General features: G+C 61.3%; 16 protein-coding genes. 2 read left to right on the top strand and 14 right to left on the bottom strand.

The features are described from left to right. From CBW50_RS13540 to CBW50_RS13510, 7 genes are all read right to left on the bottom strand, one after another. The coding region (locus CBW50_RS13540) for a hypothetical protein (protein ID WP_139842503.1) at window positions 1–594 on the bottom strand (594 nt) is incomplete at its 3' end. A 16-nt stretch (window positions 595–610) separates the two neighbouring features. Further along, on the bottom strand, window positions 611–1,708 hold the full coding sequence (zapE, locus tag CBW50_RS13535) for a cell division protein ZapE (protein ID WP_086146047.1): 1,098 nt from the start codon (window positions 1,706–1,708) through the stop codon (window positions 611–613). Window positions 1,709–1,926: 218 nt separating this feature from the next. Further along, window positions 1,927–3,357, bottom strand: a complete 1,431-nt coding sequence (gene lpdA, locus CBW50_RS13530) for a dihydrolipoyl dehydrogenase (RefSeq protein ID WP_035820749.1) — start codon at window positions 3,355–3,357, stop codon at window positions 1,927–1,929. Then, complete coding sequence (locus CBW50_RS13525; protein ID WP_086146046.1) at window positions 3,347–3,730, bottom strand: PspC domain-containing protein; 384 nt, start codon at window positions 3,728–3,730, stop codon at window positions 3,347–3,349. The genes lpdA and CBW50_RS13525 overlap by 11 nt, the downstream gene beginning before the upstream one ends. A 94-nt stretch (window positions 3,731–3,824) precedes the next feature. Beyond that, window positions 3,825–5,066, bottom strand: coding sequence for a 2-oxoglutarate dehydrogenase complex dihydrolipoyllysine-residue succinyltransferase (gene odhB, locus CBW50_RS13520; RefSeq protein ID WP_086146045.1), 1,242 nt, complete (start codon window positions 5,064–5,066; stop codon window positions 3,825–3,827). 112 nt (window positions 5,067–5,178) lie between these two features. Beyond that, entirely contained in the window at window positions 5,179–8,034 is a 2,856-nt protein-coding gene (locus CBW50_RS13515) for a 2-oxoglutarate dehydrogenase E1 component (protein WP_086146044.1), read from the bottom strand. Window positions 8,035–8,288: 254 nt separating this feature from the next. Continuing rightward, the gene (locus CBW50_RS13510; protein WP_086146043.1) at window positions 8,289–9,263 is read right to left on the bottom strand and encodes a LysR family transcriptional regulator; all 975 of its coding nucleotides are present in this window, start codon (window positions 9,261–9,263) and stop codon (window positions 8,289–8,291) included. A gap of 118 nt (window positions 9,264–9,381) precedes the next feature. On the opposite strand from CBW50_RS13510, the gene CBW50_RS13505 reads away from it, so the two are divergent. Continuing rightward, window positions 9,382–9,837: a hypothetical protein gene (locus CBW50_RS13505; protein ID WP_086146042.1), complete on the top strand. Its 456-nt coding sequence runs from the start codon at window positions 9,382–9,384 to the stop codon at window positions 9,835–9,837. A gap of 73 nt (window positions 9,838–9,910) precedes the next feature. Here the strand turns inward: CBW50_RS13505 and gltA are convergent, their stop codons facing one another. The 7 genes from gltA to CBW50_RS13470 all read right to left on the bottom strand — a co-directional run bounded on the left by gltA (window position 9,911) and on the right by CBW50_RS13470 (window position 16,219). Next, entirely contained in the window at window positions 9,911–11,212 is a 1,302-nt protein-coding gene (gltA, locus tag CBW50_RS13500; protein WP_086146041.1) for a citrate synthase, read from the bottom strand. Between the two features lie 122 nt (window positions 11,213–11,334). Then, the gene (locus CBW50_RS13495; RefSeq protein ID WP_034752073.1) at window positions 11,335–11,616 is read right to left on the bottom strand and encodes a succinate dehydrogenase assembly factor 2; all 282 of its coding nucleotides are present in this window, start codon (window positions 11,614–11,616) and stop codon (window positions 11,335–11,337) included. Between the two features lie 117 nt (window positions 11,617–11,733). Continuing rightward, window positions 11,734–12,444, bottom strand: coding sequence for a succinate dehydrogenase iron-sulfur subunit (locus tag CBW50_RS13490; protein WP_034752075.1), 711 nt, complete (start codon window positions 12,442–12,444; stop codon window positions 11,734–11,736). A 9-nt stretch (window positions 12,445–12,453) separates the two neighbouring features. After that, on the bottom strand, window positions 12,454–14,235 hold the full coding sequence (gene sdhA, locus CBW50_RS13485) for a succinate dehydrogenase flavoprotein subunit (protein ID WP_086146040.1): 1,782 nt from the start codon (window positions 14,233–14,235) through the stop codon (window positions 12,454–12,456). Between the two features lie 2 nt (window positions 14,236–14,237). Next, window positions 14,238–14,603 carry a succinate dehydrogenase, hydrophobic membrane anchor protein gene (gene sdhD, locus CBW50_RS13480; protein WP_034752078.1) on the bottom strand — a complete coding sequence of 122 codons (366 nt, stop codon included), beginning with the start codon at window positions 14,601–14,603 and terminating at the stop codon, window positions 14,238–14,240. 2 nt (window positions 14,604–14,605) lie between these two features. Then, window positions 14,606–15,028, bottom strand: a complete 423-nt coding sequence (sdhC, locus tag CBW50_RS13475; RefSeq protein WP_086146039.1) for a succinate dehydrogenase, cytochrome b556 subunit — start codon at window positions 15,026–15,028, stop codon at window positions 14,606–14,608. A gap of 306 nt (window positions 15,029–15,334) precedes the next feature. Continuing rightward, the gene (locus CBW50_RS13470) at window positions 15,335–16,219 is read right to left on the bottom strand and encodes a GntR family transcriptional regulator (protein WP_086146038.1); all 885 of its coding nucleotides are present in this window, start codon (window positions 16,217–16,219) and stop codon (window positions 15,335–15,337) included. 305 nt (window positions 16,220–16,524) lie between these two features. Here CBW50_RS13470 and CBW50_RS13465 point away from each other — a divergent pair, with 305 nt between their 5' ends. After that, window positions 16,525–17,514, top strand: coding sequence for a malate dehydrogenase (locus tag CBW50_RS13465; protein WP_086146037.1), 990 nt, complete (start codon window positions 16,525–16,527; stop codon window positions 17,512–17,514). The last annotated feature ends 102 nt before the right edge of the window (window positions 17,515–17,616 follow it).

The following is a 17,616-nucleotide window of genomic DNA, read 5'->3' as shown; positions in this document are numbered from 1 at the left end:
CGCGGCCTCGGCCTGCTTGCGGGCAAACGCCGCTTCGCGGGCCGCGCGGCGCGGCGCCTCGGCGGCATCGTCGGCGGCCTGCTTTTTCACTTTGGCCGCATGTTCGGCTTCGCGCTCGGCCACGCTCTTGCCTTGCGGCTTGGGTGGTTCCGGCTCGGGCGCGACCACTTTCACGGGCTTGGGCAAGGCGGCGGCGCGCTGCTCGGCATCGAGACGCGCATCCTCCTGCGTCCGGGCCAGGTCGATATCGCGCAGGCGCACGGACTCGGCGCGCTTGAAGTGATTCGCTTCAGCCTCGATGGCGCGCAGGCGCACGAGGATCAGGCGGCGCTTTTCCTTGGCCTTGTCCAGGCAGCTGTTCACGAAGAACTTGCTGTAGCATTCCTGCTCGCGCGCGGCATACTCGTCCTCGGCCGCCTCGCGCTCGCTGGCTGCCAGCTTGAGCTTGGCATCGGCCTCGTCGATGGACAAGGTGGCGGGCACCTGCGGCACGCCGACCTCATCCAATGCCGCGCTGCCCTGGTGGGCGCAGGCGGACAAGGCCAGGGCCAGGCCAACGCCTGCCGCCAGCTGGTATAGTGTTTTTGCCATCATATTCATTCTTCCTGCCTCAAACGATCGCGTCGGCCGCGCCGCGCTGTTCTTTTTCCATGTATTCGCGCGATTGCATCTCGATGATACGCGAAACGGTACGGTGAAACTCGTTGGCCAGCATGCCATTCGTGTATAGCTGCTCCGGCGCCACTTCGGCCGACATGATCAGCTTGACCTTCTGGTCGTAGAACACGTCGATCAGCCACGTGAAGCGGCGCGCCTCGGACGACTGCGCCGCCGACATGGCCGGTATGCCGGACAATATCACTGTATGGAAGCGGCTGGCGATTTCCAGGTAATCATTTTGCGAGCGGGGGCCGCCGCACAGGGTGGCGAAATCGAACCAGATGATGCCGCCGGCGCGCCGCAGGCAGTGGATTTCGCGGCTCTCGATGCGGATGTGCGCATCTTCGTCGGCCGTCTCGGCGATGCGCGCGTAGGCCTCGCGCAGCGCGCGGTCGGTGGCCGCGCCCAGCGGCGTGTAGTAGCTTTCCACCTGCTCCAGCGCACGACCGCGGTAATCGACGCCGGCGTCGACGTTCATCACGTCCAGCTTGGCCTTGAGCAGCGCGATGGTCGGCAGCATGCGGTCGCGGTGCAGGCCATCCGGATACAGCAGGTCCGGGTCGTAATTCGAGGTCATGATGAAGGACACGCCGTTGTCGAACAGGGCCGACAGCAGGTTGTACAGGATCATCGCATCGGCGATGTCCGAGACGTGGAATTCATCGAAACAGATCAAGCGGTATTTCTTGGCGATGCGCTTGGCAACTTCATCGAGCGGGTCGGCCACGCCCTTCAATTCGTCGAGCTGCTGGTGCACGCCGCGCATGAATTCGTGGAAGTGCAATCGCGTCTTGCGCACCAGGGGCACGACCGAATAAAAACTGTCCATCAGGAACGACTTGCCGCGCCCTACCCCACCCCACATGTACACGCCCCTGGGCACGGCAGGACGGTTGATCAGGCGCTTGAAGGTGCTCGAGCGCTGGCCCTTGTAGGCCACCCACTCGTCATAGCACAGCTGCAGGCGGTCGACCGCGCGCCGCTGGGCGGCATCGGCCTTGAAATCGCGCTTCTGCAACGCGTGCTGGTAAAACTCTTCAACGTTCATGGGATTCGATTCAACAGGGATTCTTGACATAGCGCAAACGGGCCGGCAAGGCAGAAACTGCTTTGCCGGCCCGCTGCGAAGTACTCTACTGGTTTACAACGCCTGACAAAACCGTAGCGAGCGGAAGGAAGTTGTGGTCGAGAAGCGCAACTGTACGAAGGTACAGTGAGCATCACAAACCACAAATTACGACGCGCAGCAGGTTTTGCCGGATGTTCTTAGAAGTTCAACGTACGCTTGTCTACGGCCAGTGCCGCTTCCTTGGTCGCTTCCGACAGGGATGGATGGGCGTGGCAGATGCGCGCGATGTCTTCGGCCGAAGCCTTGAATTCCATCGCCACGACGGCTTCGGAAATCAGTTCCGACGCCATCGGGCCGACGATATGCACGCCGAGGATTTCATCGGTGGTCGCATCGGCCAGGAATTTCACCATGCCCGAGGTGTCGCCCAGCGCGCGCGCACGGCCGTTGGCCATGAACGGGAAGGTGCCGGCTTTGTAGGCAATGCCTTCGGCCTTCAGGGTTTGCTCGGTCTTGCCGACCCACGCGATTTCCGGCGAGGTGTAGATCACCCAAGGAATCGTGTTGAAGTTGGTGTGGCCATGCTGGCCGGCGATACGCTCGGCCACGGCAACGCCTTCTTCTTCGGCCTTGTGCGCCAGCATCGGGCCGCGCACGACGTCGCCCACTGCCCAGACGTTCGGCAGGTTGGTCTTGCAGTCGCCGTCGACGGCGATGAAGCCGCGCTCGTCGAGCTGCAGGCCGACCTTGTCGGCACCCAGGCCGTTCGTGTTCGGCGTGCGGCCGATCGAGATGATCAGCTTGTCGAACACGGCTTTTTGCGCTTCGCCCTTGGCGTCCACGAATTCCACGGTGACGTCTTTCTTGCCTGGCGTGATCGCACCGATCTTGCAGCCCAGATTGATCTTCAAGCCTTGCTTGGTGAACAGCTTCGACGCTTCCTTGGCGATCTGCTCGTCCACGGCGCCCAGGAAGACCGGCAGGCCTTCGAGCACGGTGACGTCGGAACCGAGGCGGCGCCAGACGCTGCCCATTTCCAGGCCGATCACGCCGGCGCCGATGACGCCCAGCTTGGCGGGTACGGCGTCGATGGCCAGTGCGCCCGTGTTCGACAGGATCAGTTTCTCGTCGAATGGTGCGCCCGGCAGTTCGCGCGCGTTCGAACCCGTGGCGATGACCACGTGCTTGGCGCTCAGGGTTTCGTTGGCTTCGCCCGTCACGCTGATTTCATACGCGCCAGCGGCGGCGGCAGCGAAAGCGGCGCGGCCGTGGAAGAAGGCGATCTTGTTCTTCTTGAACAGGTACAGGATGCCGTCGTTGTTTTGCTTGACGACGGTGTCCTTGCGCTTGAGCATCTGGCCCAGGTTCAGCTTCAGGCCGGCGACGTCGATGCCGTGCTCGGCAAAGCTGTGGCCCGCGTGTTCGAAATGCTCGGACGATTGCAGCAGCGCTTTCGACGGGATGCAGCCGACGTTGGTGCAGGTGCCGCCAGGCGCGGCGCCGCCCTTGGCGTTCGACCACTCGTCGACGCAGGCGACGGAAAAGCCCAGCTGCGCTGCGCGGATGGCGGCGATGTAGCCGCCTGGGCCCGCGCCGATGACAACTACGTCAAATTGTTTAGTACTCATGTTTTGTTGTTCCAATCTCTTCGTCTGGTACGAAAATCCACAATAGAAGGTAAATCACCACGCCGAAGCCGAAGGTCAATGTAAACAGGACGAAGACGAGGCGCCAGATCCACGCTTCCATGCCGGAAGCGCGTCCCAGGCCGCCGCAGACGCCGCCGAGCCAGCGGTCGGTGCGCGAGCGGCGCAGGCGGTTGAATTCCTGCACCAGGTCGTTTGCCGGGCCGGCAGCCGCACCGGCGCCGGACGTGCTGTCCGGCTTGTCCAGGTTGATATTGCTCAAGAGCTTGACTTTCGCTTGCGCGAATTCCGCGTCGCTCAGGGCGCCCGCCAGATGCAATTCGTGCAGGCGCTTGATTTCTTCAGAGACGTTCATGGGAATCCTCTTTCATTGAGATCAGCCAGCTGCGTCTTCTGGCAAGGGGTATCAGCTACATTGCCCCGGCGGCTACGCCGGGGGACTACAGTGCTTACAGGTCCAGCAACAGGCGTGCAGGATCTTCCAGCGCTTCTTTCATCGCCACCAGGCCCAGGACGGCTTCGCGGCCGTCGATGATGCGGTGGTCGTAGGACATGGCCAGGTAGTTCATCGGACGCACCACGATCTGGCCGTTTTCGACAACGGCGCGGTCCTTGGTCGCATGCACGCCCAGGATGGCCGATTGCGGCGGGTTGATGATCGGGGKCGACAGCATGGAGCCGAAGGTGCCGCCGTTCGAGATCGAGAACGTGCCGCCCGTCAGGTCGTCCAGGGTCAGCTTGCCTTCCTTGGCTTTCGCGCCGAATTCACCGATTTTTTTCTCGATGTCGGCGATCGACAGCTGGTCCGCGTTGCGGATGATAGGCACGACCAGGCCGCGCGGCGAACCGACAGCGATGCCGATGTCAAAGTAGCCGTGGTAGACGATGTCGTTGCCGTCAACGGAGGCATTGATGATCGGGTACTTTTTCAGGGCGGCGACGGCTGCCTTGACGAAGAAGGACATGAAGCCCAGCTTGACGCCGTGCTCTTTCTCGAACTTGTCCTTGTACTTGTTGCGCAGGTCGATGACCGGCTGCATGTTCACTTCATTGAACGTGGTCAGGATGGCGTTCGTCGATTGCGATTGCAGCAGGCGCTCGGCGATACGCGCGCGCAGGCGGCTCATCGGCACGCGCTCTTCAGGGCGGTCGCCCAGGCTGGCGGCCGACGGCGTGGCAACTTGTTGCAGCGCCGGCTTGGCAGCGGCTGGCGCCAGCGGCGCAACGGCTGGCTTGGCGGAAGCGGCCAGGGCGTCGCCCTTGGTCACGCGGCCGTCTTTGCCGGAACCGGCGACGTCGCCGGCGGACAGGCCTTTTTCAGACAGGATCTTGGCAGCGGCAGGCATGGCAACATCGCTCTTGTTCACTGCCGGTGCCGAGTCTTGGGCGGCGGCAGCCAGGGCTGGCGCAGGCACGGCGGACACTTCCATCGGGCTGACCTTGGCCGAGCCATCGGTGTCGATGATGGCGATGACTTCGCCGGCAACGACAGTGGCGCCGTTATCCTTGATGATCTGCACGATCACGCCGGCGGCCGGCGCCGGCAGTTCCAGCACCACTTTGTCGGTTTCGATATCGATCATGTTTTCGTCGCGCGCAACTGCCTCGCCGACTTTCTTGTGCCATGCCAGCAGGGTCGCTTCCGCAACCGATTCCGACAACTGGGGAACTTTGACTTCGATTTGTGCCATGTAAAACTCCGTTTATTTTGTTATTGCGGCGCCGCCCCTGCGTAGCAGGAGCGGCGCTCCGTCATCATCTAGTTGATCGGGCGCAATGCGCATCGCACGGCGCCCGGTATCCTTACTTGGTCAGGATAAAACCTTTCAGCTTCGAAAATGCCGTTTCCAGCAGATCTTTTTGCTGGGCGTAGTGCTTGTCATAGTAACCGACAGCCGGCGACGCCGAAGCAGGACGGCCGGCGTAGGCCAGACGCTGACCCGATTCCAGGCCTTCGAAGATGTTGTGCTGGATCTGGAACCAGGCGCCCTGGTTTTGCGGCTCGTCCTGTGCCCAGACGACTTCGACCAGGTTCGGGAACTTCTTCAGTTCGGCAGCAAACGACTTATGCGGGAACGGATACAGCTGTTCCAGGCGCACGATGGCCGTGTCGGTCTGGCCGCGGGTCTTGCGTGCGTTGACCAGGTCGTAGTAGACCTTGCCCGAGCAGGCGACCACGCGCTTGACTTTCTTGGCATCGATTTTGTCGTCGACTTCGCCGATGACGGTCTGGAAACCGCCCTTGGCCAGGTCGGTCAGCGGCGAACCGGCGTCCTTGTTGCGCAGCAGCGACTTCGGCGTCAGGATGACCAGCGGCTTGCGGAACTGGCGCACCATCTGGCGGCGCAGCAAATGGAAGATCTGCGAAGCCGTCGTCGGCTGCACCACTTGCATGTTGTTGTCTGCGCACAGCTGCAGAAAACGCTCTGGACGCGCGGACGAGTGCTCAGGACCCTGGCCTTCGTAACCGTGCGGCAGCATCATGACCAGGCCCGAAGCGCGGCCCCACTTCACTTCGCCGGAGCTGATGAATTGGTCGATCACCACTTGCGCGCCGTTGGCGAAGTCGCCGAACTGGGCTTCCCAGATCGTCAGCGTGTTCGGTTCAGCGGTCGAGTAGCCGTATTCGAAGGCCAGTACGGCTTCTTCGGACAGCACCGAGTCGATGACGGTGAAAGGCGCCTGGTTGTCCGACACGTTTTGCAGCGGAATGTAGGTTCCGGCATCCCAGCGTTCGCGGTTCTGGTCATGCAGCACGGCGTGGCGGTGCACGAAGGTGCCGCGGCCCGCATCCTGGCCCGTCAGGCGGATGGCGTAGCCGGACGATACCAGCGATGCGTAGGCCAGGTGTTCGCCCATGCCCCAGTCCAGGTTCATTTCGCCGCGGCCCATGGTGGCGCGGTCGCCCAGGACCTTCTCGACCAGCGAGTGGACCTTGAACTGTTCCGGCACGGTGGTGATGCGCGCGGCCAGGCGTTTCAGTTCCGTCATCGGCACGGCCGTATCGGCCGAGTCGGTCCATTTCTTGTTCAGGAACGGCAGCCAGTCGACAGCGTACTTGTTCTTGAAGTTCGAGATGACCGGATCGACGGTGTGCTTGCCGGCGTCCATGGCGTCGCGGAAGGCGGCCACCATCTTGTCGCCGCCATCGGCAGGGATCACGCCTTGCGCAACCAGCTTGTCCGCGTACAGCTTGCGGGTGCCCGGATGCTGGCCGATGCGCTTGTACATCAGCGGTTGCGTCAGTGCCGGCGTATCTTGCTCGTTGTGGCCCAGCTTGCGGTAGCAGATGATGTCGAGGACGATGTCCTTCTTGAATTCCATGCGGTAGTCGAGCGCGATCTGCGTCGCCAGCACCACGGCTTCCGGATCATCGGCGTTGATGTGCAGGACCGGCGCTTCGATCATCTTGACGACGTCCGAGCAGTACAGGGTCGAGCGCGAGTCGCGCGGGTCCGAGGTGGTGAAACCGATCTGGTTGTTGATCACGATATGCACCGTGCCGCCCGTGCCGTAGCCGCGGGTCTGCGCCAGATTCAGCGTTTCCATGACCACGCCCTGGCCGGCGAAAGCGGCATCGCCGTGCACCAGGATAGGCAGCACTTGCGCGCCGTGCACGTCGCCGCGGCGATCCATGCGGGCCTTGACGGAACCTTCGACCACAGGGTTGACGATTTCCAGGTGCGACGGGTTGAACGCCAGCGACAGGTGGACCGGACCGCCCGCGGTGGAGATGTCCGACGAGAAGCCTTGATGGTACTTCACGTCGCCGGCAGGCAGGTCGTCGCCATGCTTGCCTTCGAATTCTTCGAACAGTTCCTGCGGCGCCTTGCCCAGGGTGTTCACCAGCACGTTCAGGCGGCCGCGGTGGGCCATGCCGATGACGATTTCCTGCACGCCTTTTTCGCCGGCGCGCTGGATGGTTTCATCCATCGAGGCGATGAAGGTTTCGCCGCCTTCCAGGGAGAAGCGCTTCTGGCCCACGTAGCGGGTGTGCAGATAGCGTTCCAGGCCTTCAGCCGCGGTCAGGCGGTCGAGGATGTGGATTTTTTTCTCTGGGGTGAAATTCGGGGTGGAGCGGATCGATTCCAGTTTCTCTTGCAGCCAGCGCTTTTCGGCCGGGTCGGAGATGTACATGAATTCGGCGCCGATCGAACGCGTGTAGGTATCGCGCAGGAAGTTCAGCAGGTCGCGCAGCGTGGCGGTCTCGGGGCCGAAATAGGTATTGCTGATGTTGAACACGGTGTCCATGTCCGCATCGGTGAAGCCGTAGAAGCTCGGCTCCAGTTCCGGGATCATCGGACGTTCCTGGCGCTGCAGCGGATCCAGGTTGGCCCAGTGCGTGCCCAGGTAGCGGTATGCGGCGATCAATTGGGTGGCGGCGACGCGCTTGCGGCCCATTTCGGCATCGAAGGAAGCGGTCACTGTGCGGATCGGGCCTGCTTTTGCGCGCTCGGCGAACGAGGCGACGACGGAGGCATGCGCCACGTCAGGCTTGTTGGTGCCATCGACTGCAGGCACGTGCTGCATGGCGTCGAAATAGGCGCGCCAGTTGTCCGGTACCGAACCTGGATTATTGAGATACGCTTCGTACAGATCTTCCACGTACGGAGCATTCCCACCGAACAGGTAGGAGTTGGACGTAAATTGTTGCATCATATTGCTCACCTTTCTTCGCGCTTCGCGAGATTAGCGGGTTAATCTAACCTTCCGCGACACGGCCTGACCGGTTAGCGGATTGCACATCAAGTTGTGGGGGAAGGGCTTTTTTATTGCGCCAGCATTCTTCATACCGTCATTTAGAATAGCACGCGGTATTGTAACGCAACAACCACTAGTTGAATTTTATTTGGCAAGCAAATGTAAGCCGTGTTGTTGATTTTCCCGGGCTTGCAAGCCTGCCACTATTGCGCTTACGTCACGTCCGCAGCCTTGCCGGCGCGGCGCTTGCGGCCAGGTGGCCTGCCTGCCGACACGGGCGCGGCAATGGCCGCCAGCCACTGCGGGTCGCCGGCAAACCATTCCACCAGGAAGTCAAGCATGGTGCGCAGCAAGGGCGACATGTGCTGGCGCGACGTGTAGACGCCGTAGATGCCCATGTCCTGCGGCTGGTAGGCGGGCAGCAGTTCCACCAGCTGCCCGCTGGCGATCAGCGGCGCGGCCGAGTAACGGGGCTGCATGGCGATGCCAGCCCCCGCCACCGTCGCCACCAGCAGGACCAGCGATTCATTCGCCGACAGACGGCCGCTGACGGGCACAGTGAGCGCTTCCCCATTGTGGGTGAACTGCCACAGGCTCTTGCCGAAATACGTGTACGTGAGACAGTTATGCAGGGCCAGGTCTTCCGCCCGGCGCGGCGTGCCGTGCGCCGCCAGATACGATGGTGCGGCGCACACCACCGAGGCGCAGCTGGCCAGCTGGCGCGCGATCAGGTTGGGCTCGAGCGCATTCGTGATGCGGATCGCCAGGTCGATGCGCTGCTCCACCAGGTTGACGGCGCGGTTCTCCATCTGCAGATCGACGGCGGCGCGCGGGTAGCGCCGCAGGTAAGCGGTCACTGCGCCGGCCAGCGCCGTCTGCGCCAGCGATTGGGAACAGGTTATGCGCAGCAAGCCGTGCGGCGTATCGGCACCGCCGGGCGACGTGACGGCCATGGCGCCGGCCACCTCGAGCATCTGGCGGCAGCGCGCCAGGGTCGCATCGCCCGCATCCGTCAGACTCAAACGGCGCGTGGTGCGATGCAGCAGGCGGGCCCCTGCCCACTGCTCCATCTCGGCCAGATAACGCGTCACCATGGCGCGCGACATGTTGAGCGCCTCGCTGGCCGCAACCATGCTGCCGCGTTCGGCAATAGCGACAAATACTTGCGCGGCGGTTATGCGGTCCATCTGCGGCTCTCCATTGATTCATCCGATCCATGCAACTAAGTATTGCAATCTACCCTATTTCTCGCGCCTGGTCGAAAGGATAATATGCGACAAGGGTATCGAATATCGAAAGAATCATATGCTTGCACGCGCCGTCCAGCCTTCCCTCCCTCTGGAAACCTTCCGCCTGGACGTGCTGGGCCGCGCGCCATCCACTTCGCTGCTGCTGAGCGGCGTGGCGGACGCCATCCTCGTCAATGCCCAGTTCCTGCGCGACGATGCGTCGCAGTTGGCGCACACTATCGCCGCCAGCGGCAAGCGCCTGACCACCATCTACATCAGCGCCGCCGAACCGCAAGCCTATTTCGGCCTGGGCGTGCTGCAGCAGGCCTTCCCACACGCTCACATCCTCGCCAGCGGCGCCACGGTCGAGGCGATGCGCCGCCAGGCCGGCGCCCGTGTCGCTCACTGGGGCGGCATCCTCAAGCACAACGCGCCGCGCCGCATCGTCCTGCCCCGCGTCCACGATGAAGCCTGCCTGCCGCTCGAAGGCGCGAGCGTGTGCCTGCATTCCCTGCTGGCCGCGCTCGGCTGATTCAGACCTCGTCTGCGCGCATAAAAAAACGGGCCGAAGCCCGTTTTTTTTGTTTGCTCGATACAGCCGTGGATTAACGCTTGTCCAGTGGCAGCACTTCGCGCGTGGTCGAACCGACGAACAGCTGGCGCGGACGGCCGATTTTCTGTTCCGGATCGGCGATCATTTCGTTCCACTGGGCGATCCAGCCGATGGTGCGGGCCATGGCGAAGATACCGGTAAACAACGACACAGGAATGCCCAGCGCCGATTGCACGATGCCCGAGTAGAAGTCGACGTTCGGGTAGAGTTTGCGCGACACGAAGTATTCGTCGTTCAGTGCAATCTTTTCCAGTTCCATCGCCAGCTTGAACAGCGGGTCGTCCTGCAGACCCAGTTCTTGCAGCACTTCGTAGCAGGTTTCACGCATCAGCTTGGCGCGTGGGTCAAAGTTCTTGTACACGCGGTGACCGAAGCCCATCAGCTTGACGCCGGAGTTCTTGTCCTTGACTTGCGCGATGAAGGCAGGGATGTTCTCGACCGTGCCGATTTCTTTCAGCATGTTGAGTGCCGCTTCGTTGGCGCCGCCGTGGGCAGGGCCCCACAGGCAGGCGATGCCGGCAGCGATACAGGCGAACGGGTTGGCGCCCGACGAACCGGCCAGACGGACGGTCGAAGTCGATGCATTCTGCTCGTGGTCCGCGTGCAGGATCAGGATGCGGTCCAGGGCGCGCACCAGCACGTCGTTGACCTTGTACTCTTCGCACGGGTTGGCGAACATCATGTGCATGAAGTTGGCGCTGTACGACAGGTCGTTGCGCGGGTACACGAACGGCTGGCCGACCGAATACTTGTAGGTCATGGCGACCAGGGTCGGCATCTTGGCGATCAGGCGGATGGCCGACACTTCGCGGTGACGCGGGTCGTTGATGTCCAGCGAGTCATGGTAGAACGACGCCAGCGCGCCGACGGTGCCCACCAGGACCGACATCGGATGCGCGTCGCGGCGGAAGCCGCGGAAGAAGAATTGCATCTGTTCGTGCACCATCGTGTGCTTGGTGACGGTGTCGACGAACTTGGCTTTCTGCGCCGCGTTCGGCAATTCGCCGTTCAGCAGCAGGTAGCACGATTCCATGAAGTCGGCGTTGACGGCCAACTGTTCGATCGGGTAACCGCGGTACAGCAACTCGCCCTTGTCGCCGTCGATATAGGTGATCGACGAGTTGCAGGCGGCCGTCGACATAAAGCCTGGGTCGTAGGTGAACTTGCCGCTACCGGCGTACAGCTTGCGGATGTCGATGACGTCCGGGCCAACCGTGCCTTTGTAGATGGGAAATTCAAGCGATGGGCTGCCATCGGAGAACGACAGGGTAGCTTTTGTGTCAGAGGTATTCATGGGCTCTTCCTTCTCGGGAGTGAGTCGAAATTAAAATCAAAAATTCTGGCTGCAATTCGCACCGCGCTCTGGCGGGGCTACAGCGCGCCACTCGCACCGTTTGCAATATATCGCCCAGGCGTCTAGGCAATGCGCAGTCGTTGCAGCAGTGCGCGCACATGCGGCAGGTCGACTTCGCCTTCCGGCTCTTTACGGGCCAGTACCAGATCCATTAACGCATTGTCCGATAAATCCAGCAAACGCGTCAGCGCGTCAACTTCTTCATCGGTCAATTCGGTTTCATACGCATCGAGAAAACGGGTCAGGATAATATCGTTTTCCAGCAGGCCACGGCGTGAACGCCAGCGCAGGCGGGCGCGGTTGGCCGGGTCGGCCTGATGCGAGGACAAAATTGATTCTGTCATTTGGTTTACCACTTTACGTGTGCCTTGCGGCACGGTGCTGCTTTGCAGGCGCCGCCTGCAGGCAAGAGAGGATACCCTCTTCCCGCAAACGGCGCCCGGCGGACGCGATCAGACGGATCAGATCGCGCGGCGGACCATCAATTCCTTGATCTTGCCGATCGCCTTGTTCGGGTTCAACCCTTTCGGGCAGACGTCGACGCAGTTCATGATCGAATGGCAGCGGAACAGGCGGTACGGGTCTTCCAGGTTGTCCAGACGCGCGCCGGTGGCTTCGTCGCGCGAATCGGCGATGAAGCGGTAGGCTTGCAGCAGGCCGGCCGGGCCGACGAACTTGTCCGGATTCCACCAGAACGACGGGCACGACGTGGAGCAGCAGGCGCACAGGATGCACTCATACAGGCCATCGAGTTCTTCGCGCTGTTCCGGCGATTGCAGGCGTTCTTTTTCAGGCGGGATCGAGTCGTTGATCAGGAAAGGCTTGATCGAATCGTACTGCTTGAAAAATTGCGTCATGTCGACGATCAGGTCGCGGATGACCGGCAAACCTGGCAACGGACGCAGCACGATAGGCTCCGACAGTTCGTTCAGGTTGGTGGTGCATGCCAGGCCGTTCTTGCCGTTGATGTTCATCGCGTCCGAACCGCACACGCCTTCGCGGCACGAGCGGCGCAGGGCCAGCGAGTCATCGACGTCCGCCTTGATGCGCTGCAGTGCGTCGAGCAGCATCTTGTCGGTGTCTTTCAGTTCGACCGTCAGGTCTTGCATGTACGGCTTGGCATCCTGGTCAGGATCGTAGCGGTAGATTTTGAATTTGAGAGTGCGTGCCATGGTATAGCCTTAGAAAGTACGTGGTTTCGGTTTGAAGGTATCAACCGTCAGCGGCTTGGTCACGACTGGCTTGTACTCCAGTCGGTTGCCTTCCGAATACCACAGAGTGTGCTTCATCCAGTTCTCGTCGTCGCGTTGCGGATGGTCGTCCTGGGCGTGGGCGCCGCGCGATTCCTTGCGGGCCGCTGCCGAAACGATGGTCGCTTTCGCCGTCTCGATCAGGTTGTCCAGCTCCAGCGCTTCCACGCGGGCCGTGTTGAAGACCATCGATTTATCCTTAAACGAGACGTGCTTGCGGCGCTCGTCAAGCTTCATGATCTCTTCGACGCCCTTGCTCAGCATCTCGTCGGTACGGAACACGCCGCAGTACTTCTGCATCGTTGCGCGGATGTCGTTGGCCACGCCCTGCACGGTTTCCGTGCCGGTCGAGTTTTCCAGGCGCTGCAGACGGCCCATGGCGAAATCGGCAGCATCGGCTGGCAAAGGCTTGTTTTCCTTGGCTTTCAGACCGCTGTTGACGATGTGGTTGCCGGCCGCGCGGCCGAAGACCACCAGGTCGAGCAGCGAGTTCGTGCCCAGGCGGTTGGCGCCGTGCACGGAAACGCAGGCGCATTCGCCGATCGCGTACAGGCCGTTGACGACCTTGGCCGAATTGTCCGGACCGGTCGGGGTGACGACCTGGCCGTGGATGTTCGTCGGGATACCGCCCATCTGGTAGTGAATCGTCGGCACGACAGGAATCGGTTCCTTGGTGGCGTCGACGTTGGCGAACTTGTGGCCGATTTCCAGGATCGACGGCAGGCGCTTGGCGATGGTGTCGGCGCCGATATGGCGCAGGTCCAGCATCACGTGGTCCTTGTTCGGACCGCAGCCGCGGCCTTCCTTGATTTCCTGGTCCATCGAACGCGAAACGAAGTCGCGCGGCGCCAGATCCTTCAGGGTCGGCGCATAGCGCTCCATGAAGCGTTCGCCTTCGCTATTGATCAGGATGCCGCCTTCGCCGCGCACGCCTTCGGTGATCAACACGCCCGCGCCGGCCACGCCGGTCGGGTGGAACTGCCAGAATTCCATGTCCTGCAGCGGCAGGCCGGCGCGTGCCGCCATGCCCATGCCGTCACCGGTGTTGATGAAGGCATTCGTCGAGGCGGCGAAGATGCGGCCTGCGCCGCCCGTTGCCATGACCGTCGTCTTTGCTTCCAGGATCATGCATTCGCCGGTTTCCATTTCCAGCGCAACAACACCGATCACGTCGCCTTCGGCGTCACGGATCAGGTCGAGCGCCATCCACTCGACGAAGAAGTGCGTACGCGCGCGCACGTTGCGCTGGTACAAGGTGTGCAACAGGGCGTGACCGGTACGGTCGGCTGCCGCGCAGGCGCGCTGCACCGGCTTTTCGCCGAAGTGGGCCGTGTGGCCGCCGAACGGACGCTGATAGATGGTGCCATCAGGGTTGCGGTCGAACGGCATGCCGAAGTGTTCCAGCTCGTACACGACTTTCGGCGCTTCGCGGCACATGAATTCGATGGCATCCTGGTCGCCCAGATAGTCGCCACCCTTGACGGTGTCGAACATGTGCCAGAACCAGTTATCTTCGGCCATGTTGCCGAGCGACGCGCCGATACCGCCCTGCGCCGCCACGGTGTGCGAGCGGGTCGGGAAGACTTTCGAGAGAACTGCGACGTTCAGGCCGGCTTCAGCCAGCTGCAACGACGCGCGCATGCCGGAACCGCCGGCGCCAACGATGACCGCATCAAAGCGGCGGGTAGGGATTGCAGATTTATATGCTGCCACGATTACACACTCCAGAGTATCTGTACCGTCCAGCCGGCACAAGCGATCAACCACAGCATGGTGGCAATTTGCAGGGTCAGACGGAGGCCAGCGCTTTTCACGTAGTCCATCCAGATGTCGCGTACGCCGACCCATGCGTGGTAGAACAGGGCGACGAAGGTCACCAGGCTGAACAATTTAAACCACTGCTGTGCGAACAGACCGGCCCAGCCTTCATAGCTGAAGTTGCTGCCGGTCAGGAAAGAAATCAGCAAGATGGCGACATACGCCACCATGACGATGGCGGTGACGCGTTGCGCCAGCCAGTCGCGCAAGCCGTAATGGGCACCGACGACGAGGCGTTTCGGTCCGATATTATTGTCTGCCATGTTTAAAATACTCCAAACAGTTTCAAAGCGACCAAGGCCGTCAACACCAGGCTCACGACCAGCACGGACGACGCGGTCTTGCGTGCCGAATCTTTCTCGATGGCGACGTGCACATCCATGAACAGGTGGCGGATACCGGCGCAGAAGTGGTGCAGGAAGGCCCAGACCAGACCCAGGGTGATCAGCTTGACGAACCAGTGCGAGGCGATACCCTGGAAGTAAGCGAAGGACATTTCGGAACGCAGGCTCAGTTCCAGCATGTACAGGATGCACGGCAGCAAGGCGAAAATGATGAAACCGCTGATACGATGCAGGATCGAGACGATGGCGCCGACAGCCATGCGGTAGTTCGACAATTCGGTAACATGAATGTTACGGAATTGCGGCCGTTCTTTTTTTGGTACTTCTCTTACGGCTTCAGACATAACAAAAACCTCCCCTTTGAATTTCAACTAAATATTGAAGCCGCGATTTTCGCCGATTTTCGCAACCCATACCAATATCTATTGTTACATATAACCAAAATGGTTTTTTACTACAAAATACCGCGCTACTTTCCGTAGTTCACGTAATTTAATTACAGAACCGCCGGCAAAGCACGGCCCGCCGGGGCTGGCCATGTTTTACCTGCGCGTTCTGCTGTCTCCAATGCCCGTCTTGCGACTGGCACTTTGCAAGCGATGCACTTCAGCCTTGCAGCTTGTCCGGACGCCCGCGGGCGCCCCGCTGCTTCAGCTGAGTTCATTCTGATAATGATGACGACTGGTCAGGTACAGGCCCCGGCGCAGTTCGACTGGCTTGTCGCCGTAGGTAAACGACACGCGCTCGGAACTGAGCAAAGGCGTGCCGAGGTCGATATTTAACAATTGCGCGGCGCCCGCGTCGGCGCACACGGCGCGGATCTGTTCTGAGGCGCGGATCATGCGCGTGCCAAATTCCGTCTCAAACAGGCCATACATGGGGCCTTTGTATTCCACCAGGCGCTCGGCCGTCAGCCCTTTGAAGATCAGGCCCGGCAGCCACAGCTCCTCGACGATGGTCGGCACGCCGTCGAAATACTGCACGCGCTTGATGAAGATCACGGCGTCGCCGGATTTCAGGTCCATCAGGCGCGCCACGTCGGCCGGCGCGCGCACGCGCTTGACTTCGATGAACTTGCTTTCAGGGTAATGCGGCACGCCTTCGTCCGGCACCAGGCGCAGGAAGCGGAAGTGCGCGCGCGCCTCATGGTGGGTGGAAACGAAGGTGCCCTTGCCCTGGCGGCGCATGACGAGATTCTCGGCGGCCAGTTCATCGATGGCCTTGCGCACCGTGCCCTGGCTGACCTTGAAACGGCCGGCCAGTTCGACTTCGCTGGGAATGAGCTCGCCCGGCTTCCATTCACCCGATTGCAGGCTCTGCGTAATGAGCGCCTTGATCTGCTGGTAAAGGGGACTGAAGGTCGGCGAGGCATTGACTGCGGGCGTGGCCGCCACAGTGGTATTGACACTGGCGACAGGGACGGGGACGGAGCTGGCCGGCACGGCTGCAGGCGTGGCCGGGGTGCCCGCGGTCGGACTGACCGCCCCGCTTGCAGCAGTGGCATTGTTGGTCAGATTGGACGAGGCGGAATTCATAGTCCGACATTTCAACACAAATCACTGCCCGCGTCCAGTAAAACAGACGCGGTTATCTGTCTTATATAAGACATAAGATATGATTGACAGATAGAGATCAGAGGCCTAAACTGCCTTCGATAAAACATATGCGCCAGCGTTTTATGTTGTCGGCCAGCCACTCTGGTTTCGTGCAGCACAAGCGTGACGGCAGCGTACACCAGCAATTCGGTGGCGCCGGCCGGTTTTGGTATCATTATAGTTTTTCCGGATAAGCGTAAGCCCAGCTTCAAGCCCGTTTTCTTTCCCATTTTTGGAGATTCATCATGGCTAAAACCCCAATGCGTGTTGCAGTGACCGGCGCCGCCGGCCAGATCGGCTACGCCCTGTTGTTCCGCATCGCCAATGGCGACATGCTCGGCAAAGACCAGCCTGTCATCTTGCAACTGCTTGAAATCCCGGACGAAAAAGCCCAGAAGGCGCTCAAGGGCGTGATGATGGAAATCGACGATTGCGCATTCCCGCTGCTGACGGAAATGACCGCCCACTCCGATCCGCTGACCGCATTCAAGGATGTCGACGTGGCCGTACTGGTTGGCGCGCGCCCACGCGGCCCAGGCATGGAACGCAAGGACCTGCTGGAAGCGAACGCCCAGATCTTCACCGTGCAAGGCAAGGCGCTCGACGCCGTCGCTTCGCGCAATGTCAAAGTGCTGGTGGTCGGCAACCCTGCCAACACCAACGCCTACATCGCCATGAAATCGGCGCCATCGCTGCCGGCGAAAAACTTCACCGCCATGCTGCGCCTGGACCACAACCGCGCCCTGTCGCAAGTGGCTGCCAAGACCGGCACCGCCGTCAAGGATATCGAGAAGCTGACCGTCTGGGGCAACCACTCGCCAACCATGTACGCCGACTACCGCTTCGCCACCGTCAACGGCAAGGCCGTCAAGGACCTGATCAACGACCAGGAATGGAACGCCAACGTGTTCCTGCCAACCGTCGGCAAGCGCGGCGCGGCCATCATCGACGCGCGCGGCCTGTCGTCGGCAGCGTCGGCAGCGAACGCCGCCATCGACCACATCCATGACTGGATGCTGGGCACGAACGGCAAGTGGACCACCATGGGCGTGCCGTCGGATGGCTCGTACGGCATTCCTGAAGGCACCGTGTTCGGCTTCCCGGTCACCACCGAGAACGGCGAGTACACCATCGTTCAAGGCCTGGAAATCGATGCATTCTCGCAAGAACGCATCAACCTGACCCTGAAAGAACTGACCGAAGAGCGCGAAGGCGTGAAACACCTGCTGGCGTAAATCCAGTATTGGCGGCGCGGCCAGAGCGCCGCCCGCCAAGAAGGCCGCCCCGCGCATGTCGCGGCGCGGCTGTTTTATCAAGTAGTTTTTACCTGCAGAAAT

It is taken from the genome of Janthinobacterium sp. GW458P (assembly GCF_002127585.1).
In the GTDB taxonomy this organism is placed as follows: domain Bacteria; phylum Pseudomonadota; class Gammaproteobacteria; order Burkholderiales; family Burkholderiaceae_D; genus Janthinobacterium.
Note: the sequence above shows the minus strand (reverse complement) of the source record. Positions and strands in the feature narration are given on the sequence as shown.